General features: G+C 64.8%; 14 protein-coding genes and 1 tRNA gene. 10 read left to right on the top strand and 5 right to left on the bottom strand.

Annotated elements, in window-relative coordinates:
• Positions 1 to 85 precede the first annotated feature (85 nt).
• The 3 genes from ACLJEU_RS15095 (at position 86) to ACLJEU_RS15105 (ending at position 7,824) form a co-directional block, all read left to right on the top strand.
• Positions 86 to 1,267 (top strand): efflux RND transporter periplasmic adaptor subunit, encoded by a 1,182-nt coding sequence (locus tag ACLJEU_RS15095; protein ID WP_414661614.1) that lies wholly within the window; start codon positions 86 to 88, stop codon positions 1,265 to 1,267.
• Positions 1,264 to 4,446, top strand: a complete 3,183-nt coding sequence (locus ACLJEU_RS15100; protein WP_414661613.1) for an efflux RND transporter permease subunit — start codon at positions 1,264 to 1,266, stop codon at positions 4,444 to 4,446. Before ACLJEU_RS15095 ends, ACLJEU_RS15100 begins: the two co-directional genes overlap by 4 nt.
• A 216-nt stretch (positions 4,447 to 4,662) precedes the next feature.
• Complete coding sequence (locus ACLJEU_RS15105) at positions 4,663 to 7,824, top strand: TonB-dependent receptor (RefSeq protein ID WP_414661612.1); 3,162 nt, start codon at positions 4,663 to 4,665, stop codon at positions 7,822 to 7,824.
• A gap of 111 nt (positions 7,825 to 7,935) precedes the next feature.
• Here ACLJEU_RS15105 and ACLJEU_RS15110 read toward each other — a convergent pair whose 3' ends face one another.
• Positions 7,936 to 9,450 carry a sulfatase gene (locus ACLJEU_RS15110; RefSeq protein WP_414661611.1) on the bottom strand — a complete coding sequence of 505 codons (1,515 nt, stop codon included), beginning with the start codon at positions 9,448 to 9,450 and terminating at the stop codon, positions 7,936 to 7,938.
• Between the two features lie 222 nt (positions 9,451 to 9,672).
• Between ACLJEU_RS15110 and ACLJEU_RS15115 the strand changes: the two genes are divergently transcribed.
• Together ACLJEU_RS15115 and ACLJEU_RS15120 are read left to right on the top strand one after the other, a co-directional pair.
• A complete protein-coding gene (locus ACLJEU_RS15115) occupies positions 9,673 to 11,595 on the top strand; it encodes a DUF1592 domain-containing protein (protein WP_414661610.1) in 1,923 nt (640 codons plus the stop codon).
• 15 nt (positions 11,596 to 11,610) lie between these two features.
• On the top strand, positions 11,611 to 13,011 hold the full coding sequence (locus tag ACLJEU_RS15120) for a DUF1552 domain-containing protein (protein ID WP_414661609.1): 1,401 nt from the start codon (positions 11,611 to 11,613) through the stop codon (positions 13,009 to 13,011).
• A 226-nt stretch (positions 13,012 to 13,237) separates the two neighbouring features.
• Here ACLJEU_RS15120 and ACLJEU_RS15125 read toward each other — a convergent pair whose 3' ends face one another.
• Positions 13,238 to 14,128 carry a tetratricopeptide repeat protein gene (locus tag ACLJEU_RS15125; RefSeq protein ID WP_414661608.1) on the bottom strand — a complete coding sequence of 297 codons (891 nt, stop codon included), beginning with the start codon at positions 14,126 to 14,128 and terminating at the stop codon, positions 13,238 to 13,240.
• Between the two features lie 384 nt (positions 14,129 to 14,512).
• On the opposite strand from ACLJEU_RS15125, the gene ACLJEU_RS15130 reads away from it, so the two are divergent.
• Positions 14,513 to 15,790: a glutamate carboxypeptidase gene (locus ACLJEU_RS15130; RefSeq protein ID WP_414661607.1), complete on the top strand. Its 1,278-nt coding sequence runs from the start codon at positions 14,513 to 14,515 to the stop codon at positions 15,788 to 15,790.
• Positions 15,791 to 15,820: 30 nt separating this feature from the next.
• Here ACLJEU_RS15130 and ACLJEU_RS15135 read toward each other — a convergent pair whose 3' ends face one another.
• On the bottom strand, positions 15,821 to 16,084 hold the full coding sequence (locus ACLJEU_RS15135; RefSeq protein ID WP_414661606.1) for a hypothetical protein: 264 nt from the start codon (positions 16,082 to 16,084) through the stop codon (positions 15,821 to 15,823).
• Positions 16,085 to 16,410: 326 nt separating this feature from the next.
• Between ACLJEU_RS15135 and ACLJEU_RS15140 the strand changes: the two genes are divergently transcribed.
• The 4 genes from ACLJEU_RS15140 (at position 16,411) to ACLJEU_RS15155 (ending at position 24,569) form a co-directional block, all read left to right on the top strand.
• The gene (locus ACLJEU_RS15140; RefSeq protein WP_414661605.1) at positions 16,411 to 16,815 is read left to right on the top strand and encodes a VOC family protein; all 405 of its coding nucleotides are present in this window, start codon (positions 16,411 to 16,413) and stop codon (positions 16,813 to 16,815) included.
• Positions 16,816 to 16,952: 137 nt separating this feature from the next.
• A complete protein-coding gene (locus ACLJEU_RS15145; protein WP_414661604.1) occupies positions 16,953 to 19,862 on the top strand; it encodes a TonB-dependent receptor in 2,910 nt (969 codons plus the stop codon).
• 251 nt (positions 19,863 to 20,113) lie between these two features.
• Positions 20,114 to 23,224 carry a TonB-dependent receptor gene (locus ACLJEU_RS15150; RefSeq protein ID WP_414661603.1) on the top strand — a complete coding sequence of 1,037 codons (3,111 nt, stop codon included), beginning with the start codon at positions 20,114 to 20,116 and terminating at the stop codon, positions 23,222 to 23,224.
• Positions 23,225 to 23,231: 7 nt separating this feature from the next.
• Complete coding sequence (locus ACLJEU_RS15155; RefSeq protein ID WP_414661602.1) at positions 23,232 to 24,569, top strand: sulfatase-like hydrolase/transferase; 1,338 nt, start codon at positions 23,232 to 23,234, stop codon at positions 24,567 to 24,569.
• Between the two features lie 218 nt (positions 24,570 to 24,787).
• Here ACLJEU_RS15155 and ACLJEU_RS15160 read toward each other — a convergent pair.
• Positions 24,788 to 24,862 (bottom strand) — tRNA-Glu (locus ACLJEU_RS15160).
• A 137-nt stretch (positions 24,863 to 24,999) separates the two neighbouring features.
• A complete protein-coding gene (locus tag ACLJEU_RS15165; RefSeq protein ID WP_414661601.1) occupies positions 25,000 to 25,641 on the bottom strand; it encodes a DUF2911 domain-containing protein in 642 nt (213 codons plus the stop codon).
• Positions 25,642 to 25,776: the final 135 nt, after the last annotated feature.

Consider the following 25,776-nt stretch of genomic DNA (forward strand, 5'->3'; position numbering starts at 1 on the left):
GCTGCGAAGCCAAGAGATTGCCGGCCACGTTGGCTTTTTCCGTATCGATGTCTAAGTCCGTACGTCGACCTGTTTCGTCTCTCACATGCTGCGCCTTCCTCTCCCTCCCCTACTTATTCTCGTCGGTGTCGCACTCGCCTTTGGCTCGTCCGGTTGTCGCAAGCCGCCCGCTGCGACTCAAACCGCCCCCGCCAACGTGACCGTGGCCAAGCCGGTGATGAAACGCCTGGCCGAGTGGGATGAGTTCACCGGCCGGCTGAGCGCGGTTGCCTCGGTCGACGTCCGCGCCCGCGTCAGCGGCTACCTGCAGAGCACGCATTTCACGGAAGGCCGTGACGTGAAACAGGGCGACCTGCTGTTCGTGATCGATCCGCGCCGCTACGAGGCCGAACTGGCCCGGGCCACGGCCGAACTGAACAAGGCGAAGGCCTCGTTCGAACTGGCCACCGCCGAGGCCGCGCGTGCCGGGAAACTGCTGCTGACGCAGGCCATCTCCATCGAGGAGTCGGAAGTGAAGGCGAAGTCGCGGATCGGCACCGAAGCCTCCCTCGCCGCCGCGCAGGCGCAGGTAGATCAGGCCAAGCTTGATCTCGAATGGTGCCGCGTCACCGCCCCGATCTCCGGCCGCATCGGCCGGAAGGTGGTGACCGAAGGCAACCTCATCACTGGCGGTCCCAGCGGCGCCACCGTGCTGACCACGATCGTGCAGCTCGATCCGATCTACTGTTACTTCGACGTCGACGAGCGTTCCGCGCTGAAATACCGCGAGCTCGCCCGCACGGGCAAACGCGAGAGCGCGCTCTACCAGTCCATCCGCGCGCAAATGGGTCTGGCCAACCAGGAAGGCTTTCCGCACGAGGGCACGATTGATTTCGTCGACAACGAGATCAGCGCGACCACGGGTTCGATCAAATCGCGCGGGATCTTTTCCAATCCCGGGCGGCTGATGTCGCCGGGATTTTTCGCGCGCATCCGGATTCCCGGCAGCGGCGACTACGACGCTGCCCTGATCCGCGACACCGCAGTCGGCAGCGATCAAGGCCGCGCTTTCGTCTACGTGATCGGCGCTGACGGCAAAGCCACGCAGCGCACGATCGCAGTCGGGCCAATGGAGCAGGGCCTCCGCATCGTGCGCGAAGGCCTCGGGGCCGACGATCGCGTCGTGATCAACGGCTTGATGGCCGTGCGCGCCGGCGCCGTGGTCAACGTCGAGGAAACCACGATGCAGCCCGCCGTGAAGACCGCCGCGGCCACTCCGAGCCGATGAATCTTCCGCGCTATTTCGTCGACCGTCCGGTCTTCGCCACGGTCACCTCCATCGTCATCACCCTGATGGGTGCGCTGGCGTATTTCCAATTGCCGGTCTCGCAGTATCCCGAGGTCGTCCCGCCCACGGTGATCGTGTCGGCGTCGTATCCGGGCGCCAACGCCCAGACCGTGTCCGACACCCTCGCCGCTCCGCTCGAGCAGGAAATCAACGGCGTGGAAAACATGCTCTACATGTCGTCGTCGGGCACGAGCGACGGACGGCTGCAGCTGGTCGTGACCTTCAAGCTCGGCACGAATCTCGACGACGCCCAGGTGCAGGTGCAGAACCGCGTCAACGCGGCGCTGCCGCGCCTGCCCGAAGACGTGCGTCGTCTCGGCGTGACGGCCAAGAAGCAGTCACCCGACCTGACGCTCGCGGTCCAGTTTTTCTCTCCGGACGGTTCGCGCGACACGTTTTACCTCGCGAATTACGTCGCGCTGCAGGTGCAGAACCGCATCGCCCGTCTGTCTGGCGTGGCCGACGCCAACACGCTCGGCGGCCAGGAGTTCACCATGCGCATCTGGCTTGATCCGGACAAGCTGGCGGCGCGCGAACTGGTTCCCGGCGACGTCGTGCGCGCGATTCGCGAACAGAACGTCCAGGTCGCGGCCGGCAGTCTCGGCCAGGAGCCGGCTCCCACGGGCACGGGCTTTCAATACACGTTGACCGCCCAGGGCCGGCTTACGCGCCCGGAAGACTTCAGCACGATCGTGCTGCGGACCGGCGCGAACGGCGACGTCATCCGCGTGCGGGACGTGGCGCGCGTGGAACTCGGCGCGCGCGACTACTCCGTGAAGAGCTACATGGATGGAAAGAACGCCGTCTCGCTCCGCGTTTTCCAGCTGCCCGGCACCAACGCGCTCGAAACGGCGGACGCCGTCTACGCGGAGATGGTGCGACTGAAGGAACGTTTCCCCGCCGGCGTCGACTACCGGATCAACTATGACCCGACGCGTTTCGTGCGCCAGAGCTTCGAGTCGGTGCTCCACACGCTGCTCGAGGCCGTGGGCCTGGTCGTGCTCGTCGTCATTCTGTTTCTGCAAACGTGGCGCGCGTCGATCATCCCGCTCATCGCGGTGCCCGTCTCGCTCATCGGCACGCTCGCCGTCATGAAGCTGCTGGGCTCATCGTTGAACAACCTGTCGCTCTTCGGGCTCGTCCTCGCGATCGGCATCGTGGTCGACGACGCGATTGTGGTGGTCGAAAACGTGGAACGCTACCTGCGGCTCGGATTCAACCGCCGGGAAGCGACGCTCCGCGCGATGCAGGAAGTGTCGGGAGCGCTCGTCGCCATCGCGCTGGTGCTCTGCGCGGTGTTCGTGCCGGTCGCGTTCCTCAGCGGCATCACGGGGCAATTCTACCGCCAGTTCGCGCTCACCATTGCGACCGCGACGGTGATCTCCGCTTTCAACGCGCTGACCCTTTCGCCGGCGCTCTCCGCCCTGCTCCTGCGCGAGCACCAGCCGGACATCGTCCACGAACGTGCGCCCCTGCGGTTGATCCATGGTTTCTTCGCCCGCTTCAACGTCCTCTTCGACTGGCTGGGCAACCGCTACTCGCTCCTGGTCCGGGCGCTGGTCCGGCATGTCGGCGTCGGGCTGTTCGGCTACGTGCTTCTCCTCGCTCTGACGGTCTTCGCCTTCGTGCGCGTGCCGACCGGCTTCATTCCCACGCAGGACATGGGTTATTTTCTCGTCGTGGTGCAGCTGCCGGACGGCGCGTCGTTTTCGCGCACCGACGCCGTGGTGAAGCGCGTCGACGAGATCGCGCGGGCCGAGCCCGGCGTCGCGCACACGTTTGCGATCAGCGGCTACTCTTCCGTGCTGCAGGCAAACCAGTCCAACGTGGCGGCGGCCTTCGTGATTCCCGAGGACTTCTCGAAACGCAAGGGACTCACGGCCCAGGCCATGATGGCATCGCTGCGGCAGAAGTTCTCCGTCATTCAGGAAGCGCGCGTCCTGGTGTTGCCGCCGCCGCCGTTGCGAGGCCTCGGCAACTCGGGCGGTTTCAAAATCCAGGTCCAGGACCTTGACGGGGCCGGCATGGCGGCGCTCGACGCGGCCACGCGCGCGCTGATGGATGGCTTGGCGAAGGAGCCCGGGTTCACCTCGCTCATCACGGGCTTTCGCTCGAACACGCCACAATACTTCGTCGATATTGACCGCGCCGCGGCGAAGAATCTCGGCGTCTCGCTCACGGAGCTGAACGAAACGCTGCAGGTCTCGCTGGGGTCGGTCTACGTGAACGACTTCAACCTCTTCGGCCGGACGTATCAGGTGTTCGCGATGGCGGAGCCCGCCTTCCGCGACGCCCCGGAGGACGTGGCCCGCCTCCAGATGCGCAATCGCGACGGCAAGATGGTTCCGCTCGGCTCCCTCGTATCCGTGCGCCGGATAGGCGGCGCGGACCGCGTGCAGCGGTACAACATGTTCACGAGCGCAGATGTCACCGGCAACACGCAGCCGGGCATCTCCTCCAGCGACATGATCGCCACCGTCGAGCGCGTCGCGAAACGGGAACTGCCCGGCGGCTTCGACTTCGAATGGACCGATCTCACCTACCAGCAAATCCTCGCCGGCAACTCGATCGTGTACGTCTTTCCGTTGTGCGTGCTCTTCGTCTTCCTTGTGCTCGCGGCGCAGTATGAGAGCTGGGGCCTGCCGCTCGCGGTGATCCTGATCGTGCCCATGTGCCTGCTGAGCGCGTTGAGCGGCGTGTATTTCGCCGGGCAGGACAACAACATCTTCACCCAGGTCGGACTCGTCGTGCTTGTCGGACTCGCGAGCAAGAACGCGATCCTGATCGTGGAATTCGCCAAGCAACTCGAGGACGACGGCCGGCCGATCGTGGAGGCCGCGGTCGAGGCGTCGCGCCTGCGGTTGCGCCCGATCCTGATGACGTCGTTTGCATTCATCTTCGGCGTGCTGCCCCTCGCGCTCGCGACCGGTGCGGGCGCGGAAATGCGGCGCGCCCTCGGGACCGCGGTCTTCTGGGGCATGCTTGGGGTGACACTCTTCGGACTGCTGCTGACGCCGGTGTTTTATGTCGCGATCCGACGCATCGCGCAGCGACGGCAGGATCGGCGCGAGCGGGCTGCGCTCACCGCGAAGGCTCAGGCCGTCACGACTCACTCCTGACCACGCGGATTGACCGACGAAGGTTTGAATTGGTTTGAGGCGGACCGCGACCGCCCTCGGTCGCTTCCCGATTGCGACCGGGGGCGGTCGCGGTCCCAGGCGGCTTCGGTCAGGCGCGGCGGCGGACGAGGGATTATCACCTGACCCGGCCGCCCCTGCACGCGGGTAGCCAGTTCTGGCTAGCGCACCGTTCGGCGGCCGGGCACGCTGCGGAGCATGCCCCTACCCCGTCCCCTCGGTCTGGCCGCCGCATTGGTGGCGTTGTTTTTCGCTATATCGTTCGCCGCGGCCCAGCCGACGGCCACCGGCACCATCGAAGGCCGCGTCTTCAATCCCACCAACAGCGAGTTCATCGAGCGGGCCCGCGTGACCGTCGAGGGCACCACCCTCGAGGCCTTTACCGATTCCAGCGGAGCCTACCGACTAACCAACGTCCCGGCCGGAACCGCCCGCGTAAAGATCTTCTACACCGGCCTCGAAGGGCAGACGGTCGCGGTGCCCGTCACCGCCGGCGCCATCGCACAGCGTGACTTCGAACTTGCGGCGCGGGGCCGCGGGCCCACCGCCCCTGGTGCGGTCGTGAAACTCGACTCCTTCGTCGTCGCGACCACCAAGGAGATGGACGCGGCCGCGATCGCGATCAACGAGCAGCGCTTCGCGGCCAACATCGTCAACGTCGTCTCGGCCGATGAATTCGGCGCCGTCGTCGAGGGCAACGCGGGGGATTTCCTGAAATTTCTTCCCGGTATCACCGTGGACACCGGCGGCGGCGACATGCGCACGATCTCGATGAACGGCGTGCCCGCCAACAACGTGCCGATCACGGTCGGAGGCTTCAGCCTGGCCAGTGCCGCCTCGTCCGGCACCTCGCGCCAGATCGAACTCGAGCAGACCTCGGTGAACAACGTCGCGCGCTTTGAAGTGCATCACTCGCCCACGCCGGAATCGCCGGGCTCGGCCCTCGCCGGCTCGATCAACATGGTACCGCGGAGCGCGTTCGAGCGTTCGCGGCCGGTGCTCACTTCGAGCGTGTTCCTGATGATGAAGGACAATTACAAGGATTGGAACAAAACGCCCGGCCCGCGGGTGACGCCCACGCGGAAGATAAAACCGGGCTTCGACTTCTCGTGGGTCGTGCCGGTGAACAAGCGCTTCGGCTTCACCGTCTCGGGCGCCCACAGCAATCAATACACGAGCGAGGACTACTCGCAGAACAACTGGCGCGGGGTCGGCGCGACGACCAACGGCCTCACCGCCGCCGGCACCGGGACGCCGCCGGCGAGCCAGTTTCCCGACACTACCGTCGACCGCCCCTACCTCACCGACTACGCCGTGCAGGACGCGAACAAGTTCAGCAAGCGCACGTCCTTCGGGCTCACCGCCGACTACCGGCTCGCGCGCAACGACCGGCTTTCGTTTTCGTTTCAGTGGGCGTTTTTCGACGCCGAACTCAGCAATCGCATGCTGACCTTCGTCGTGAATCGCGTGGCGCCGGGCGACTTCGACCCGACCTTCACGCATGGCCAGCCGGGCGCGGGCACGATCCGACTCAACAACAGCGGCATGCGGCAGAAGTCCGGCACGACGTACACCCCCACGATCACCTACCGTCACGACGGACCGATCTGGAAGGCCGAAGCCGGCTTCGGCAATTCGCATGCGAGCAACCACTATCGCGACGACTATCGCGGGTTCTTCAACAACTCCGTCGCGACCCGCACGGGCGTCACCGTCAGCTTCGACGACATCTTCTATCTGCGGCCGAACCGTATCACCGTCACGGATGCGTCCGGCCGGCCGGTCGATCCGTACAATCTCGCGAACTACTCCCTGACCTCCGCGAGCCTGGGCTACCAGGAGTCGATGGATTTGCAGCGCACCGCGTTCGCCAATCTGCGCCGCGACCTCGATGTGCGCGGCGTCCCGCTGGCGCTGAAAGGCGGCCTCGAGATGAAACAATCCGTCCGCGACATCCGCAAATACTCGCCGTCCTGGAATTTCGCCGGCGCAGATGGACGCACGAGTTCCACGCCGATCGGCAACGACGACAGCGCAGCCGTCGTCCTCGACAGCACCTTTTCCCAGCGCGTCGCCCCCTATGGCTTCGGGAGGATTCAATGGGTCCAACAGGAAGCCCTCTACGATCTCTTCAAGGCGCACCCGGAATATTTCCAGGGCAACGCCAACAACGCCTACCGCTCGCTGATTGATCAGTCGAAGTACCTGGAGGAAATCATCTCGTCGGCCTACCTGCGCGCCGATGTCGCGTTCTTCGAGCGACGACTCAAGTTCGTCGGCGGAGTGCGGGCGGAGCAGACCAACGTCAGGGCGCAGGGCCCGTTCACGGATCCCACGCTGAACTTTCAACGCGACGCGAGCGGCCGGGTGATCGACGGCAATCCCAACCTGGCCGGCGTCCAGACTGTACCCATCGTTCCGACGGCGGACGCGCTGGGCGTCTCGCGTCTCACCTACCTCGACCGCGGCTTCTCGGCGAAGAAGGAATACCTCCGCTGGTTCCCGAACATCAACGCGAGCTACAACGTGCGCGAGAATCTCATTGCGCGGGTTTCGTGGTATACGTCCATCGGCCGGCCCGACACCAATCAATACACGGGTGGCGTCACCCTGCCCAACACCGAGGCGCTCCCTGCGACCAACAACCGCATCCAGGTCAGCAATGTCGCGATCAAACCGTGGAGCGCGAACACGACTAAGGTGCGGCTCGAATACTATTTCCAGCGGGTGGGTGCCTTTTCCATCGGGGCCTTTCGACGCGATTTCGAAAACTTCTTCGGCACGACCGCGTTCACGCCCACGGCGGAATTCCTTGAACTCTACAATCTCGATCCGGACGAGTATGGCGCCTACGACGTGCAGACGAGTTACAACCTCACCTCGCGGGTGCGCATGACCGGCGTCGAAGCGGATTATCGGCAGGCCCTGACATTTCTCCCCCCGTGGGCGCGCGGCGTACAGGTCTTCGCCAATGTGAGTGCGCAACGCGCCACCGGCGACGCGGCGAGCAATTTCCAGGGATTCGTGCCGCGGAGCGGGAGTTGGGGCATCAGCCTCTCGCGCCAGACGTTCAACCTGAAGGCGAACTGGAATTATCGGAGTCCGGCGCGACTGGGTGCGATCACCGGCCGCGGCATCGAAGCCGGCACTTACGAATGGCGGGCGAAGAAGTTGCTCCTGGATCTCTACGGCGACTACGCGGTCACGAAGCGCATCAGCCTTTTCGCCAGCCTCCGCAACGTCGGCAGCACCCCTGAGGACGTGAAGCGTTTCGGCCCGAACACGCCCGCGAGCGCGCGTTTCCGCCAGCGGCAGGACTACGGCTCGGCGTGGATCTTTGGGGCCAAGGGGACGTTTTAAGCCGGGCCGGCCAGACTCGATCCCACGAGTGGGCGCAGGACCGAGGACATAAGGCGCGAACGGATGATGCGAAGGTTCAGGTTCATGGTGAAGGCCCTGATCGACTCCGGGTCATTTCACCGCTTCCGCACCCTCAGCCGTTCCGCTCCACCAACGCTCCGCGTTGAAGTCGGGATTCTTCGTGGGAAACTTCGCCCCGACGGTTTTCAACCAGGTGTCGAGGGCGGCACGGAGTTCCCGGGCGTGCGCCGGCTGCGCGGCGGCCAGATCGCGGGTTTCGCTCACGTCGTCGCGCAGGTGGTAGAGCTCGGTGCGCGGGCCGATCACGAGTTTGCCATAAGGCGTGTCGTCGGGCGTGAGCCCCCGGGTGTCCAGGTAGTCGCCGAACCAGTGGATGAGTTTCCAATCGCCCTGGCGAACCACGGCGCACGGAGAGCGTCCATAGGGCACCGTATACGTCGGCATGTGCCAGTAGAGGGCGGCGCGCTGCAACGGTCCGCTCTGCCGCAGGAGTGGGAGGAGGCTTTCGCCGTCAAGCACGTGGCCGGGGGGAGGCTTCGTACCCGCAATTGCGGCGAAGGTGGGATAGAAATCGACGAAGTGCACCGGCACCGCGCACTCGCTGCCGGGCTTCACGGTGCCAGGCCAACGCACGAGCAGCGGCACGCGGATGCCGCCTTCGTACGGCGATCCCTTGCCTTCGCGCAGGACGCCGTTGTCGGACACCCGCGACAGGCCGCCGTTGTCGCCGGCGAAGATGACGAGGGTGCGCTCGCCGAGGTTAAGTTCGTCGATCCGGCGCAGGAGCCGCCCGACCTCGTTGTCCATGTGCTCGAGCATGGCGAGGTAGTTGGCGGTGGGCCGCTCGGAGAATTTACCGCCCGGGGTGGAGCTGCGCTTGAAGCCGCGCGCGACGTGCTTTTCGACCAGCGCCTTCGGCGCGGCGAATGGAGCGTGCGGCGTGAGGTGCGCCGCATAAGCGAACCAGGGTTGGGCGCGGTTGGCTTCGATGAACCCGATGATGTCATTCGTGATCGCGGCGACGGTCTTGTCCTCGCGATCCACTGCCGGATTGGCGGCACCGGCGAAATCGAAGCCGTAACGATCAAAATATTTTCCCTCTTCGCGCTTCCTGAGCTGCGCGACGAACGCGTTGTTCGCGATGTGCCACTTGCCGCTCAATCCGGTGGTGTAGCCGGCACTCCGCAGCGTGCGGGCCAAGTTCGCGACGTCGGATGACAATGTAAGATCGGTCACTGGCGGACGCAGGTAGGCCAGCGGCGGCTCTTTCTCGGCGATGACTTTGAAGAGACCCGTGCGACCGCCGTATTGCCCGGAAAGGAATGCGGCCCGCGTCGGCGAGCACTGGGCGTCGGCATACGCCTGCGTGAAACGCATGCCCTGCGACGCCAACCGGTCAAGATGCGGCGTTGCGACGTCCTTGTTGCCGTAGCAACTCAGTCCGGACCAGCCGAGGTCGTCGGCGAGGATGAAGAGGATATTGGGTCGCGTCGCCACCGGCGCCGCGGCACCCGCCGCCATGGCATTCGCGCCCAGCGCAAGCGCAAGGACAAGGGCGAGGCGGCGAGCAAAGGAAATGGTATTCAGGACAGCAGCACGAGGCATGGGAAAAACGCGGGCAGGGTTGCTCACGGCGGGGTTGCCCAGCGCGTGTGGGCAAATCGAAGAACGATGGCGAGCGGATTTTCGTCGCGGAGAAAGCTGCTGCACCACCGCTTCCGTCGAGAGCGGCGCGCATGGCCGGTCGGAAGGCGGCATCGTCCTCGTTTGACATTGAGCCATGCATCGCGCCGCGTGAACATTCGCTCCGTTGAACCTGCGCCGCCCATGACCGCCACCGGAAATTCACTCCGCGCCCTGATGGCCGTGGTCCTGCTGGGAGTGGCGATGCTTCCGACCGCCACCTGCCGCGACGCCCCGGCGAACGACGCGGAGCTCGCGGCGCGGCAGACCGAGGTGAAGAAGGCGTTTCGCGAACAGGTGACGCCGTTCGTGAAGAGCTATTGCATCAGCTGTCACAGCAACCGGAAGTCCAAGGCGGGCGTGAACTTCGAGTCGGCGCTCAAATACCCGGGCGACGCCGGCTTCGCGAAACACTGGAAGCAGGCCGTCACCAATGTGAAGGTCCACGACATGCCGCCGGAAGATGCGGATCGCCAGCCGACGGACGAGGAGCGTGGCCGGTTTGCGGAGTGGATCGCGCAGCTCAAATACCTGAGCCCGCCGGATCCCGGACGGTTCACGCTGCGGCGCCTCAACCGGATGGAATACGGCAACACCCTGCATGATCTTCTGGGCGTGGATCCCGCCGTGAGCCGGGAACTGCCGGAGGAAGTCCTCGGTGAGGGTTTTCTGAATACGTTCTCGCCGCTCCAGTCGGAACAGTATCTTCGCATCGCCAACACCGTGCTGGAACGCGTGCTCGCCCCCGAGGGCGCGCCGCCGGCGCCGGTGCAGCAGCGCCTTTTCGGCGAACCACCCGCCCCCGGCAGTGACGCCCGCGCTTCCGCCCGCACCGTGGCCCGCTCCCTCGCCCGCGCCGCCTATCGCCGTCCACCCTCGGAGACGGAACTGGACGTGCTGGTGGCCGTTTTCGATCTCGGGCGCGAAAACCATCTCTCCCACGCGGCGGCGCTCGGCTTGATGCTCAAGTCGATCCTCGTTTCGCCGCAGTTTCTCTACATCACACCGGCCGGCGAGCCCGCACCGGGGAGCAGGATTGTGCCGGTCGACGACCATCAGCTCGCGTCGCGACTGTCATATCTGGTCTGGGCGACGATGCCCGATGCGGAGTTATCGGCCCTCGCCGACCACGGAACCCTGCACGAGCCGGCGACGCTGCAGGCGCAGGTGAAACGGCTGCTGCTGGATGCGCGATCGCGCGCGCTGTTCGATGGCTTCGGTGCGCAGTGGCTGGGCCTCGGGGAAATCGAGGGGAAGACGTTCGATGCCGCGAAATTTCCGCTGATGACCCCGGCGATGCGCACGGCGATGTATGACGAAGCGCGGCTGTTTTTCGACAGCATCGTGCGCGACAACCGAAGCGTCGTCAGTTTCGTGGACAGCGATTACACGTTTCTCAACGCCACGCTCGCCCCGCTCTATGGCTTGGAGAAAACCGTCACCGGTTCAGCGATGCGCCGCGTTGCGCTCACGGACGCCAACCGGGGCGGCATCCTCGGCATGCCCGGCATCCTGGCGACAACCTCGTTTCCCACCCGCACGAGTCCCGTGAAACGGGGCGTGTGGGTGCTCGAGCAGGTGCTCGGCGAACACGTGCCGCCCCCGCCTCCGAACGTCCCCGCGCTCGAGGACCGGGACGGGGCCAAGATGGCCACGCTCACCCTGCGTCAGCGCACCGAGTTGCACCGCACGGATGCCGTGTGCGCCAGTTGTCACCGCGTACTCGATCCGATCGGTTTCGGATTGGAGAATTTCGATGCCATCGGACGCTGGCGCGACACCGACGATTCGGGCGGCGTGATCGACGCCACGGGCGAGCTCCCCGGAGGCAAGCGTTTCTCCGCCCCGAAGGAATTGAAGCTGCTGATTGCCGCGCGGCAGGTCGACGTCGCGCGCAACCTGACGGAGAAACTCCTGGCCTACGCCCTGTGCCGCCAGCTCGAGGGCTACGATGAAATTGTGGTGGACCGGCTGATGGAAACCATCGCCAAGGACGGCTACCGCATGCAGACTTTGATCACCGCGATCGTGACAAGTTATCCCTTCACCCAGCGTCGCATTCAATAGCCAGCACCCACCGCCATGAGCAGCCCCCACCTCATCAGTCGCCGCGCTTGTCTGAAAGGAATCGGCGTCGCCCTCTCCCTCCCGCTCTTTGATTCGATGGGCTGGGCCGAGCCGGAAAAGAAAAAGGCGGCCAAGCCACCCGTGCGCCTCGGGTTCATGTACATGCCGCACGGCGTGATCATGGATCAGTTCTGGCCGGCCAGTCCGGAAACATTCCTGACCGCGCCACCGCCGGCGCTGGCGTCGCTGGGACCCGTGCTCGGCCAATGCTTGTTGATGAAGGGAATCTCCGGCGTCCCGATCTCCCCGTTCAACGGTGCGCCGCACGCCCTCGAATTGTCGACGTGGCTCACGGCCCGGCTGCCCGATGCCGACCGCCGCAGCCAGATCAACATTGCGATCTCCGCCGACCAGATTGCCGCGAACTACGTGGGCCATCTCACCTCGCTGCCCTCGCTGGAGCTGGCGACGATGCCGCAGACGCATAAGGAAAACCAGGAGGGCCTGAACGAAGGCTATTATTCGCACTGCAGCTACCGCTCCGCGACGCAGGCCGTCCCCGCCGAAACCAATCCGCGCAGCGTGCTCAAGCGGCTCTTCGGCATGCGCGATCAGACCGGCGGCGTGGGTTCGTCCGGTCAGACGACGCAGGCCAGCGCACTCGACCGGAAGATGCTGGACCTCGTGCTCGGCGGCGCGAAAGACCTTCGGCGCACGCTGCCCCGCGACGATCAGCACAAGCTGGATGAATATCTCGACAGCGTGCGGTCGGTGGAGCGTCGCATCGCCGCGATTGAATCCCGACAAAAGGAAGCGGCGTTGGAGAAGGCGGGCGTCAGCACGAGCAAGCGCCACGCGCCGGATTCACCGCCCATCGAAATCAAGATTCCGCTCGGCGACAAACGCAGCGAGTACATGCAGGTGATGTGTGACCTCAACGTGCTGGCGTTCCAGACCGACACCACGCGCGTCAGCACGTACATTGGCTCCACGCCGAACGGTGTCTCGTATCCGGAACTTGGGTTCAGCGACACCCACCACTCCAACACCCATCACAACCACGAGGCGGAGAAGGTGAGGAAGGTCGCCGCCATCACGGCGTTCAACATCGAGCAATTTGGCTACATGATTAAGCGCATGCAGGGCATCCGCGAAGGCGACGGCACGCTTTTGGACAACTGCATCATGATGTGGGGCTCCGGCCTGGAGGACGGCAACAAGCACCAGCGGGAAAACCTGCCGTTCATCGTCGCCGGCCGCGGCGGCGGCACCCTCAACACCGGTCGCTTCCTGACCCATGTCCGCGGCAACCAGGGCGATTTGCTCACCACGCTGCTTGGCTGCGCCGGTGTCCCGCTTGATCGCCCCGTCGGCATTGCCACGAAGGAAATCTCCGCGATGCGGGCGACGGGCTAACACCATTCGCCCTTTGCCTTTGGACTTTGGCCGTGGCTACGAGCGCCAGCGAGTGGCCCTTCGGCCACTCGCTGGCGCTCGTAGCCACGATCAATCCAGAAGTCCGAAAGCAAGGAGCGATTGGTATAAAGCTCGTTTTCGAACGAAGGCGCGGGCGCGCCGTCGAGGCAGCTCGCCAACAACCTTGGCGTTTTCAGCCTCTAGGAACCTGCTTGCCGGCACCTCGCTAGCGACCCGACTTGGGCCGCGACTGCAGTTGCAGCGCGCGGTCCAGATCGTCCATGGCGCCGAAGCGATCGCCGCTGGCGCGCTTCGCTTCGCCGCGATTCTGATACGCGAGCGCGAATTCCGGATTCAGCTCGATGGCCCGGGAATAGTCGGCCATCGCCCCGGGCAGATCGCCGGCGCGCTGGCGCGCAAAACCCCGGGCGTTATGGAATGAGGCGTTTCCCGGCTGCAATGCAATCGCCTGGGTCGCGTCCGCGATCGCTCCGGACAGATCCTTCTTTTCATCCTGCCGGAATTTCGAGCGGTTGAAAAAATTCTGCGCATCTCCAGGCGCGACCTCGATTGCACGATCGAAATCGGCCTCGGCCCCGGCTCGATCGCCGAGCTTCAAACGGGCGATGGCGCGATTGCGCAACGCCAGTGTCGCCTTCGGATTCAAGGCGAGCGCACGGTCGGCGTCGTCCCGCGCCGCGGAATACCTGCCCAACGCGACCCGGGCACCGGCGCGGTTCCAGTAGCCCTCCGCTTCGTTCGGGAGGAGCGCAATGACCCGGCCATGGTCGTCCGCCGCGCCCGCAAAATCGCCCAGCTCAAAACGGCACTGCCCGCGCGCCGTGTAGGCGGCGGCGAGCGCAGGATCCAAGGTGATCGCCCGGGACGCATCCTCGAGCGCGCCTTTCAGATCCCCCTGAGCCGTCCGGATGGCCGCCCGCCGCGCGAAAGGCCAGGGAGCCCGTGGATTCAGGATGATCGCCTGCTCGACGTTTGCGAGCGCACCCACCAAGTCACCCGCGCCCATCCTGGCCGCGGCCCTGACGTCGAGCTCGTTCGCCAACTCGGGCTTGGGCTCGGCAGCCGGCAGTGACGTCGCCGCCCATGCGACGATCATCGCGACGGTCGCACGCAGGTGGATCAGGGCGACTCCGCGCCACCGGAGGGCATCTCGCCTCATACCAGCCGAAGCCTGGATCCGAAGTGAACGTGCGTAGGGGAAACGTCTCACGGCAGAGCGGAAAGGTGAGCGATCCCGACCTCGGGGGCGAACTGAAAAAGGATCGCGGTCTGCCTGTTACACGTAAGAGGCAGCCCCCCCTGCTCCCGTCGCCGCTTCCCGCCATTTCCTCCAACGCCGTAGTTCAAAGCGCGACCGTCTTCGCGATGGTCGCACATCTCGGCGTCTTGCTGGGAATCTGGCTTTCGTCCGGCGGCAAGCCGCGTTGCGGGCGCACTCGTAATTGCGTTCGACCGCACGTTCTGGGTTCATGCGCCCACAATGAAACGTGCCTCCTTCCGCACTGTGGCCGCGGCGATGCTCGCCTTGCTGCACGTCCTGAGCCCTGCAGCGCCTGATCAGCGTGTCCTGTCACTCGCCGAGCGCGAAAAGGCGCCGATGCTCAAGACCCTGGAACAGGTCGTCGGCCTCGAATCAGGAAGCCGCGACGTTGAAGGGCTGGCGCGAGCGGCCGAGCAGATCGCAGCCCGGCTCACGGAACTCGGCGGGCGCGTGGAACAGATTCCGGCTGGCCGTGAACTGTACCGCATGGCGGATACGCCGGAAAAAATCGGCGCGTCCGTCCGGGCCACCTTCAGCGGCACCGGCACCCGCTCGATTCTGCTGCTCGCGCATATGGACACGGTCTACCCGCGCGGCACCCTCGCGCGGCAGCCTTTCCGCATCGACGGCGATCGCGTCTACGGCGTCGGCATCGCCGATGACAAACATGGGGTCGCGCTCATCCTCCACGTGGTATCGCTGCTGAAGCAGCTCGAGTTTCGGAGCTACCGGACCCTGACCGTTCTGATCAATGGCGACGAAGAACTCAGCTCCCCAGGGTCGCGGCAATTGATCACGCAGCTGGGAGCCGAGCACGACGCCGTGCTGTCGTTCGAATCGGTGCTGACCACTTCCGATAGCATCACGCTTGCCACGAGCGGCATCGCGTCCGTCAACCTGCGCGTCCAAGGCCGCGGGTCCCACGCCGGCGTGGCACCGGAACGCGGCGTGAATGCACTGTACGAACTCGCGCACCAGATTCTCCAGACGCGCGACTTGTCCGAAGCGGATCGGGGCTTGAAGATGAACTGGACGACCGCCCAAGCCGGCGTAACGCGGAACATGATACCGCCGGAGGCAACCGCCAGCGCGGATGTGCGGGTGCTGCGCGTCGAGGACTATGACCGGCTCGAAGCCAAACTCCGGGAGCGAATCAAGCACAAGCTCCTGCCCGAAGCGGTGGTGAACCTGGACTTCGAACGCCGGCGCCCGCCACTCGAGGCGACGACCGCCTCCCGTCGGCTGGCCGCGCATGCGCAAACCATCTACCGTGAAATCGGACGCGAGCTCGCAGTGCAGGACAAGCCCGAGGGCGGCGGCACGGACGCTGCATTCGCGGCGCTGCAGGCGCGCGGACCGGTCATCGAGAGCCTCGGACTCCATGGCTTCGGCTTCCACTCGACCAACGACGAGTACGTGCTGGCGTCATCGATCGTGCCACGACTCTACCTCGCGGTTCGATTGATCATGGACGTATCCACCGACCAAGTGCGCTAGCAGCACGGCCCGTGTCTGCCTCACCGCGACTCAACGTTGGGCCTGCTGGCTCAACAGGGCGGCGAGCGTTCCGCCGAAGATCAGGAAGCCGATCAGCGTGAGAACGCCCAGGGTGAAGGCGATCGCCAGCCAGAGCAGAACCGCGCGACAGAAATTTCGCCGGCCCACATTTCCCGCGCCAAAGCCCCAGACAAAATACATGACGAGCCCGATCAGGGGCAGGCCCAGCACCAGCAGCGTGACGAACCATTCGCCGGTCGTCAGCGGTTTTTCTACAGCATCGTGGTCGGACATGGGAGGAACGGGGTTGAGGGGACAGCGCGGATCCAGGCCGAAGGACGCAGCCAGTGCGACCTCAAATCAGAACCGCGCCAGTGACCAATCCGTGGAACGCCACTACCCGCGAGCGATCGCCCATCCGAGCAACGCCACCCTTCTCCCTCCGCCCGCCGCTTCGCGCGAACCGCTGCATTCCAACGGGAGTGAGGCCCGCGGCACGCCGGCCAGACGCACGCGTTGCGCCGGGCGTAACTTCTCGTCGAAGTCATCCGCCAAAGACGGGATCGTGTCGGAATTCAGCGCGGTCACTCGTCGAAGTAGCGGTCCTGACTCCATTCACCATGATCAAACAAATCTGCCTCAACCTTCCCGTCGCTGACCTGCCGAAGTCGATGGCGTTTTTCAAATCGCTCGGCTTCTCATCCAATCCGCAGTTCACCGACGAAACAGCAGCCATGATGGTGATCAGCGACGCGATTTCCGTCATGCTGACGACCCACGCCAAGTTTCGCGAATTCACTCCCAAGGCGGTCTGCGACACGACCAAGGCCGTGGAGGCGTTGTTCAACCTCAGTTGCGCGAGCCGCGAGGACGTTGACCGCCTGGTCGCGAAGGCCCTCGCCGCGGGCGGCTCCACCTACGACAAGGCGGAGGATTTCGGCTTCATGTACACGCATAGCTTTGTCGATCCCGATGGCCACGGCTGGGGGCTCTTTCACCTGAGCGCGCCGCGCCCCGGGCCGTAGTGCCATTCGCAGGACGCGTTCACTGCGACCCGTCACACCCGGGCTGAATGAAGCGGCGGCAAAATAATCATGGCGCTCCGACTTCATTTGGTTTCGCTTGCACGCGACCCCCGGCAACCCCTGACCGAACCCCCGCCATGCATTTGATTGGACGCGTCCTCGTTTTCACCCTCGCCCTGTCCCTGCTTTCCTCGGTCGCGCACGCCGCGACGCTGAGCGGAAACATTTCCAATCTCGGCACCGGCAATCTGCTCGAAGGCGCCCGCGTGGAAATCCCGGCGCTGAACCTCGTCGCGCTGACCGACAACACCGGCCGCTACGTCCTCACGTCGGTGCCCGCCGGCACGCACGAGGTGATCGTCACCTACGTCGGCCTCGACACGACGCGCGCCACGCTTTCCGTCACCGCCGATCAAACCGCCGTGCGCAATTTCGATCTCACCACCGGCGTCTACAAGCTGGAGGCGTTCACAGTGGCCGGCGAACGCGAGGGTGGTGCCGCCGCGATCACCGCGCAGCGCAACGCGCCCAACACGAAGAATGTCGTCGCGATGGATTCCTACGGGAATCTGCCTAACATGAGCGCCAGCGAACTTGCCATCCTGCTCCCCGGAGTGACGGCCGCGCTGAATCTGGAAAACGGCATCGACGGCTTCACCGTTCGTGGCATGGGACCGACGCTCAACAATATCACACTCGATGGCGCGATGCTTTCGACTCAGGGCGCGATGGCGCGCCAGGGCCGCATCAACAACCTTACCGGCGCGATGTTCGAGGGCCTCGAGCTGACCAAGGGCCACACGCCCGACAAGGGCGCCGATTCCCTCGGCGGCACCATCAACCTCAAGAGCCGCTCGCCGCTTTCTCAGCGGGAGAAGCGGCGCGTCACGTACAATTTCGCCGTGCGCTGGGCGCCGCCTTTCACCGAGCAGATTCCGCTGCGTGAACCGCACCGCAGTCATCCGCTGCTGAACATTGGCTACACCGAGGTCTTCGACGTCTTCGGCGGCAGCCGCAACCTCGGCGTCGCCGTGAACACGTTCTACAGCGAGAATGTCGGCGCCTCGCACAGCACCACGCGCGACTTCGAGAACACCACGCGCACGCCGGCGTTTCTCTGGGACTACAACACCTTCGACCAATACAACAACCGCAAGCAGGCCAGCGTGAATCTCAAGGCGGACTATCGTCTCTCGCCCGCGACCAAGCTCACGTTCAACGCGGTTTACAACGACGCCAACGAAATGGGGAAACTGCGCTTCACCACCCGCGCGTTCACCAACCAGGTCGTCGGCACCACCGGCACCGCCGGCATTCTCCCCGGGTACACCGATCGCGTGACGCAGGTGCGCCAGTCCACGGCGTCGAATTTCGATGTCGCGACGATGGGACCGAATAATTTCTTCCTGCGGATGCGGCATCTGGATCTCGGCGCCGAGCACGTCTGGGGCCGCGTGCAGGTCGACTACGGCGCGCTCTACAGCGCCACGCACATCAACAACGGCAGCGGCAACGACGGCGGCATCTTCACCATGCGCGTGAATAATATCGGCTGGATCCTCGATCGCACGCAGTCGGACCTTTACCCGCGCTTCACGCAGACCGCCGGCCCCGACATCACGCGAGCGGAAAATTATCGGCTCAACGGTTTTTTCCAAAACAACAACATCGACAACGATCACGAGGTCCGCGAAGCCCGCGCCAATGTAAAGTTCGACGTGCCGACCCTGCGCACGTTCTTCAAGACCGGCGTCCACTGGCGCGAACAGTTCGCGCATGACTTCAACCGCAACCGTCGCTGGAGCTATCTCGGCACGACCCTGCCCGCCGACGCCTCGATCCGCCGCGTGAACAGCGCGAAGACCGGCCTGGTCGTGCCCTTCTGGTATGCCGGCCAGCTTTTCGACGACCGCAACCCGATCAATCCCGCCCTCTGGAATGAAGATCGCTACTGGGGCCAGATGCTGCGCTTCACCGGCACGCGCCGCGTCACGGAAAGCGTCACGGCCGGCTACGCGATGGCCCAGGGCCGCGTGAAGAACACCGGCTTCCTCGCCGGCGTGCGCGTGGAGGAGACCGAGACGAACAGCTGGGGCTGGGTCCGCGCGCGCACGCCCAGTTCGGTCGCCGACCAACAGCGCGATCCCATCGGCTCGGCGTTGAAAGACTACGGCAACACCCGCCGCGAGTTGCAGGGCAGTTACAACCAGTCGTTCCCGAGCGTGCATCTCACGCAGGATCTCTCGCCCCACTGGAAGGCGCGGCTGAGCTGGTCCACAAGCTTCGGCCGCCCGCCGATGACCAGCCTCCTGCCCAACGAATCCATCAACGAGGCCGCGCAAACGCTCACGGTGAACAACCCCTCGCTGCTCCCGCAGGTCGCGCAGAATTGGGACACGTCGCTCGAATATTATTTCGAGCCCGTCGGCAGCGTGTCCGTCGGCTGGTTCCGCAAGCGGATCAGCGACTTCATCGTCAGCGGCATTGCTTCCGGCACGATCGGCACCGGCACGGACAACGGCTACGCCGGCGAGTACGGTGGTTTCACCCGTCTCACGAGCGCGAATGCCGGCACCGCCTACGTGCAGGGATTCGAGGTCAGCTACCAGCAGCAGTTCACCTCCCTCCCGGGATTTCTCAAAGGCCTGGGCCTCACCGCCAACGTCAGCGCGCTGGAGGCGCACGGCGACTACGGTGGACGTGGCCGCCGCGACACGCGCGATGTCGAAGGCTTCGTGTCCCGCATCGCCAACGGGAGTGTCTTCTGGCGGCACCGCGGCTTCACGTCCCGCGTGATCGTGAACTACACCGGGGAGTCGATCACCGAGTTCACCGAGGGCTCGCCCGCGCGCAGCCGCTACCTCGCTCCCCGCACCGTGATCAACGTGAGCCTCGGTTATCAGTGGCGTCCTGCGGTCTCGTTTTCGATCGACGTCAACAACCTGACCAACGCGCCGCAGTCCGCCTACCGCGGCATTCCCGATCAAATGCAGTTCAAACTGTTCGGCGGCACCACCGTCACCGCGGGCATCAACGGCCGCTTCTAATCCGGTTTGTTTCGTAAGCGCGACCGGCTCGGCCTGCCGCGCCTGACGCCGGTGTAGGGAAATTCCGGGGCACGATTTCCGAAAAAGATCCTCGCTGCGCTGACGTCAGCGCAGGTTTTTCCCTCGACCCGAGTGCCCGGGCTGAGCTCCATCGGCGTCGCACCCCCGCGTCGTGCGTCTGCTCGCACGCACTCCGCACGCGCTCACCACGAAGAGTGCGGAACCTCTCCGTCACCCACCCCGCTGACCCCGTGAACCCACGATTCCTACTTCCCCTGCTTTCCCTTTCGCTTGGCCTGTTCGCGGCCGCGGCGGCCGTCCACGGCGCGGAGCCAGGTTCCGGCACCGTGGAAGGCCGCGTCTATAATCCGGCCAACGGCGAGTATCTGGAGACCGTGCGCGTCACCGTCGAGGGGACCGCGATCGAGGAGTTCACGGACTCCGACGGACGCTACCAACTCCGCGGCGTGCCCGCGGGCACGGCCCGTGTGACCGCTTTCTTCACCGGGCTCGCGCCGCAGACGCGACCGGTGGTCGTGGCCGCGGGCCAGCGGGTGCAGCAGGATTTCAACCTCACACGGGCCGGTGCGCCCGCGGGCGACGCCACCGTGAAAATGGACGCCCTGGTCGTCGCCACCTCGAAGGAAATGGACGGCGCCGCGATCGCGATCAACGAGCAGCGTTTTGCCCCGAACATCAAGAACGTCGTCTCCACCGACGAATTCGGCCACATCGCGGAGGGCAACATCGGCGAGTTCATGAAATACCTGCCGGGCGTCACCATCGAGTACGGCGGCGGCTACGCGCGCGGCATCTCCCTCAATGGCGTGCCGCCGGCGTATGTGCCGATCACGATCGACGGCTTCAATCTCGCGAGCACGGGCGGGGACAACAACACCGGCCGAGCGGCGCAGGTCGACATGGCGTCGATCAACAACATCGCGCGCATCGAGGTGTCGTTCTCGCCGACGCCGGAATCGCAGGGCTCCGCGCTCGCGGGTACGGTGAACATGGTGCCGCGCAGCGCGTTTGAGCGCGCGAAGCCGGTGTTCACCAGCACGGTGTCGCTGGTGATGCGCGACAACGCCCGCGACTTCAACAAGACGCCGGGCCCGCGGGAACACGCGACGCGCAAGGCGCATCCGAGCGTCGATTTCTCCTACATTGTGCCGGTCAACGACCGCTTCGGCTTCACGGTCACCGGCGGTTTCGCGCGGCAGTACACCGCGGAGGATTTCGTGCAGCTGGCGTGGCGGGGCGCCTTTGCCGCGACCAACGGTGTGGCCTTTCCGAATACAACCGTCGACCAGCCGTACCTATCGACCCTCCTGGTGCGCGACGCGCCCAAGGATACGGTCCGCCGCGCGTTCGGCTTCACCGCCGACTACAAGCTCACCCGCGCCGACCGGCTGTCATTCTCGTTTCAGTATTTCACGTTCAACGCCGACACCACCTCGCGCGCGCTCACCTTCAATGTGAATCGCGTGGCGCCTGGCGACTTCAGCCCCACGTTCACCCATGGAGCGGTGGGCCTCGGCGACATGCAGCTCGCGGCGGGCGGACGCGATCGCATCAACCGCACGTACATGCCGACATTCACCTGGCGGCACAACGGACCCGTGTGGCGGATGGAGGCCGGCGCCGGCCACTCGCAGGGCACCAATCGCATCCGCGATATCGACAAGGGCTTCTTCAACAACTCGGTCTCCCGCCGCACGGGCGTGACGGTTTCGTTCGACGATAATTTCTACCTGCGCCCCGGCCGGGTGACGGTGACCGATGCGACGGGCGCGGCGGTCGATCCGTACAGTCTGAGCAGCTACTCGCTCGTTTCTTCCAATACCATCCAGAACGACTCGATGGATTTGCAGCGCAGCACCTACGCCAATCTTCGCCGCGATTTCCACGGGAGCGTACCGGTCACGCTCAAGGCCGGCTACGATGTGCGCCAGCGTGCGCGCGATCTGCGCGGCGGCACGCGGCCGTTTAATTTCGTTGGGGCCGACGGCCGCGCGTCCACCACGCCCATCGGCAACGACGACAGCCCGGCTCCGCACCTCGATCCCAGTTTCTCCCAGCGCACGCTGCCCTTCGGTTTTCCCCGCGCCCAGTGGGTGAGCAACGAGCGGCTCTGGGCCCTCTACCAGGGCAATCCCAACACCTATACGATCAACCGCGATGCGTGGTACCGTTCCGAGGTGAGCCTTTCGAAGCACGTCGAGGAGACCGTGTATGCCGGCTTCCTCCGCGGCGACACGCAGTTCATGGCCAACCGGCTCAAACTTACCGGCGGCGTGCGCTTCGAGCAGACGAACATCGACGCGGAAGGCCCGCTGACGGATCCGACCCGCAACTTCCAGCGCGCCGCGAATGGCACCGTCGTCCGCGGCACCAACGGCCAACCGCTCCTGATCGTGCCGACGAGCGATGCGCTTGGCGTCTCGCGCCTCACGCTCATCGACCGCGGCGCTCGCGTGCACAAGGAATATCTGCGGCTCTTCCCCAACCTCAACGCGAGCTACAATCTCCGGGAAAACCTGATCGTCCGCGCGGCCGTTTACCAGTCGATCGGCCGACCCGATTTCGATCAATACACCGGCGGACTCACGGTTCCGAACACGGAGAACGCGCCGAGCGCCACCAATCGCATCACCGTGAATAATGCGGCCATCAAGCCCTGGGATGCGACGTCACTGAAGGTGCGCCTCGAATATTATTTTGAAGGCGTCGGCCAGGTGTCGGTCGGCGCGTTTCGCCGTGAAATCAAAAACTTCTTCGGCACGACTGTCTTTACCCCGACGCCCGAGTTTCTCGCGCTCTACAATCTCGATGCGACGACCTACGGCGCATTCGATGTCGCGACGCAATATAACCTGCCGGGCAAAGTGCGGATTGAGGGGTTCGAATTCGACTACAAGCAGGCGCTCACCTTCCTGCCGCACTGGGCGCGGGGCATCCAAGCCTTCGTCAACGGCAGCAGTCAGCGGAACCTCGGCGACGAGAATGGCGACTTCGCCGGCTTCGTGCCGAAAAGCGCGAACCTCGGCATCAGCCTGACGCGGCCCCGGTACAATCTCCGCGCGAATTGGAATTACGCGGCCCGTCAGCGCGTCAATGCCATCGCCGCCGGGCCGGGCATCGCTCCGGGCACCTTCACGTGGAACAGCGAGCGGCTCTATCTGGACGTTTCGGGCGAATACACCCTCACCCGGCATTTCACGCTCTTCGCGAACCTGCGCAACCTAACCGGCGTGTACGACGACGTCGTGCTCGAGGGCCCGAACACGCCGCCGATCGCGCAGCTCCGCTCGCGTTTTGATCTCGGCTCGCTCTGGACGTTTGGCGTGAAAGCCCGTTTCTAATTTTCCCATGACGCTGCCCCCCTGGTTTCGCTCCGCGCTCTGCCTCGCCCTCAGCATCGGAGCGCTGGCCAGTGCGCAGGCCGCCGCCCCGCGGCCGCCGAACATTGTCCTGATCATGGCCGACGATTTCGGCTACGAGGCCGTGACCGCCAACGGCGGCGAGTCGTATCAGACGCCGAACCTCGACCGGCTGGCGGCGAGCGGCATGCGCTTCGAGCACTGCTACGTTCAGCCGCTGTGCACGCCCACGCGCGTTCAGCTGATGACCGGAATCTACAATGTCCGGAACTACATCAATTTTGGCACCCTCGATCCCAAGGCGACGACCTTTGCCCATCTGCTGAAGCGCGCGGGCTACGTCACCGGCATCTGCGGCAAGTGGCAACTTGGACAGGGCAAGGATCTGCCGCAGCACTTCGGCTTCGACGATGCGCTGCTCTGGCAGCACACGCGCCTCCGCCCGCGCTATGCCAACCCCGGCCTTGAGCGCAACGGCGAGTCGCTCGACTATAGCCACGGCGAGTACGGGCCCACGCTGATCAACGATTTCGCGTCGCAATTCGTCACGCAGCACAAGGACAAGCCGTTCTTTCTGTATTATCCGATGATCCTCACGCACGACCCGTTTCAGCCGACGCCGGACAGTGCGGAGTGGGATCCGAAGACGAAGAGCGAGCAGGAGCAGCGCAACGTGAAGCACTTCGCGGATATGACCGCGTACATGGACAAAATGGTCGGACGCCTGGTCAAGCGGCTCGAGGAACTTGGCCTGCGCGAAAACACGCTGATCCTCTTCCTCGGCGACAACGGCACGGGCGTCCAGGTCACCTCTCAATTCAAGGGCAAGCCGTACCAGGGCGGCAAGGGCACCGGCAACGCGAGCGGCAACCACGTGCCGCTGATCGCAAGCTGGCCCGGGCACATCCCGGCCGGCCGGGTGAATGCAGACCTCGTGGGCAGTGTGGATTTTCTGCCCACGATCTGTGAAGCCGCGGGCGCCAAGGCCCCGGGCCCGGCGGAGATCGACGGCCAGAGTTTCCTCCCGCAGCTCCTCGGCCAGAATGGCACGCCGCGCGAATGGCTCTATACGTGGTACGTCCGCAACGGCGGGCCCGTAGCGACCTACGAGTACGCGATGACGACGCGGCACAAACTGTATCGCGACGGCAGCTTCTTCGATCTGACTGCTGATCGCTTTGAGACGAAACCGCGATCTGCCACTGCGCCTACCGGCGCCGAGGCCGTCGAGGTGAAGAAGCTGCAGGCGGCGCTCGATCGTTTCACGCACGCGCGTCCCGCGCATCTCCTGACGCTGCCTCCCAAGTCGACTCCGCCGGAACGTTAACCGCCGAGTTGCGGCTCAGGTTTCAGCCCGCCGGCCTGCGTCGCAACCATCGCAGACGCGAATGGCAATTGGACGTCAAAGCGAACGGCCCGCTCTGTTTCCGGCACGCTAGCATTTCTTTTCGGGGCATTTGAACCCTCGCGTCGGTCGCCGGCGAAACTGGCGGCGATCTCGATCGGCACGAGGAGTGGACGCACACGGCATCCCTACTCTGAAACTGGCGCCCCCACGGGGAATCGAACCCCGCTTTGAAGATTGAGAATCTCCTGTCCTAACCGATAGACGATGAGGGCTAAAGTGGAGGGAGCAGCGTCACCGTTTCCACGTGTGCGTCAAGCGCGATTGCCGTTCCCAGCGCAGCCCGCCGCGCGGACATAAAAAAGAGCGCGCGGCTGCCCGCGCGCTCCAAAGAGTTTTCGTCGATTTTCCGTTACGACTTCACCGTGAACGGGAGCGAGAACTGCGTCTTTTCCCACTTAATCTTGATCACGCCGTTCATGCTGCCGCGCGGGGTGTTTTCCACCGAGATGGTGAGTTGGTTCACCGCTTCCGACATGTCTTCCTTCTTCAAGTCGACCCTTGCCAGGTCGTTCGACTCGTCAACCGGCACGCCCCATTTGCCGATGCTCTTGCTGAACGCCAGCTTCGAGGCCCCGGTTTCCTGCGGAATGATGTAGAGGGTGTACACGCCGGCGGGAATCGTCGTGCCGCCGACATCGATCGCCTTCTGCGTGATCAGCGACGTCGCTTCATCGGCGCCCATGCGGTCGGCCTTGCCCCACGGCACAAGGCCACCCCAGATTTTACGCGGCTCGCCGCCCTTCCGGGGATGCACCGCCGTGGGCCGGCCGTACGAAATCGTGATCATGTTGCCCTCATTCCGGTTCGGCCCGATCACCGCGCTCGTCGTCGCGTGAACGGTATTGCCACCGGTGCCCGCACCCGGGATCGGCGGCGGTGGCGCCTGCTTTTTCGGCGCCGGCGCCTTGGTGTCGCTCTGCGCGACCAACGGCGCCGCACAGGCGAACGCCGCAATGACTGCTATCAGGGAGGACTTGATCGTAGTTTTCATGGATTGAGGGAACTGCGGAAGGACGTGTGGGGGTCAAAAACGGCGCACGCGTCATCGCGCGACGTCCGCCCAACTCCACCGACTTCGGAAATAAAAGCGAGCCTCAGCTGACGTTTCCGCCGCACCCGCAACGCT

Source organism: Terrisphaera buseokensis (genome assembly GCF_047521145.2).
Classification (GTDB): Bacteria; Verrucomicrobiota; Verrucomicrobiia; order Opitutales; family Opitutaceae; genus ER46.

Coding starts and splice junctions, on each gene's coding strand:
- ACLJEU_RS15125 (WP_414661608.1), bottom strand. CDS start 14,128: ATGATCGTCGCATGGGCGGCGACGTCACTGCCGGCTGCCGAGCCCAAG.
- ACLJEU_RS15110 (WP_414661611.1), bottom strand. CDS start 9,450: ATGCCTCGTGCTGCTGTCCTGAATACCATTTCCTTTGCTCGCCGCCTC.
- ACLJEU_RS15140 (WP_414661605.1), top strand. CDS start 16,411: ATGATCAAACAAATCTGCCTCAACCTTCCCGTCGCTGACCTGCCGAAG.
- ACLJEU_RS15135 (WP_414661606.1), bottom strand. CDS start 16,084: ATGTCCGACCACGATGCTGTAGAAAAACCGCTGACGACCGGCGAATGG.
- ACLJEU_RS15165 (WP_414661601.1), bottom strand. CDS start 25,641: ATGAAAACTACGATCAAGTCCTCCCTGATAGCAGTCATTGCGGCGTTC.
- ACLJEU_RS15130 (WP_414661607.1), top strand. CDS start 14,513: ATGAAACGTGCCTCCTTCCGCACTGTGGCCGCGGCGATGCTCGCCTTG.
- ACLJEU_RS15145 (WP_414661604.1), top strand. CDS start 16,953: ATGCATTTGATTGGACGCGTCCTCGTTTTCACCCTCGCCCTGTCCCTG.
- ACLJEU_RS15120 (WP_414661609.1), top strand. CDS start 11,611: ATGAGCAGCCCCCACCTCATCAGTCGCCGCGCTTGTCTGAAAGGAATC.
- ACLJEU_RS15115 (WP_414661610.1), top strand. CDS start 9,673: ATGACCGCCACCGGAAATTCACTCCGCGCCCTGATGGCCGTGGTCCTG.
- ACLJEU_RS15100 (WP_414661613.1), top strand. CDS start 1,264: ATGAATCTTCCGCGCTATTTCGTCGACCGTCCGGTCTTCGCCACGGTC.
- ACLJEU_RS15095 (WP_414661614.1), top strand. CDS start 86: ATGCTGCGCCTTCCTCTCCCTCCCCTACTTATTCTCGTCGGTGTCGCA.
- ACLJEU_RS15105 (WP_414661612.1), top strand. CDS start 4,663: ATGCCCCTACCCCGTCCCCTCGGTCTGGCCGCCGCATTGGTGGCGTTG.
- ACLJEU_RS15155 (WP_414661602.1), top strand. CDS start 23,232: ATGACGCTGCCCCCCTGGTTTCGCTCCGCGCTCTGCCTCGCCCTCAGC.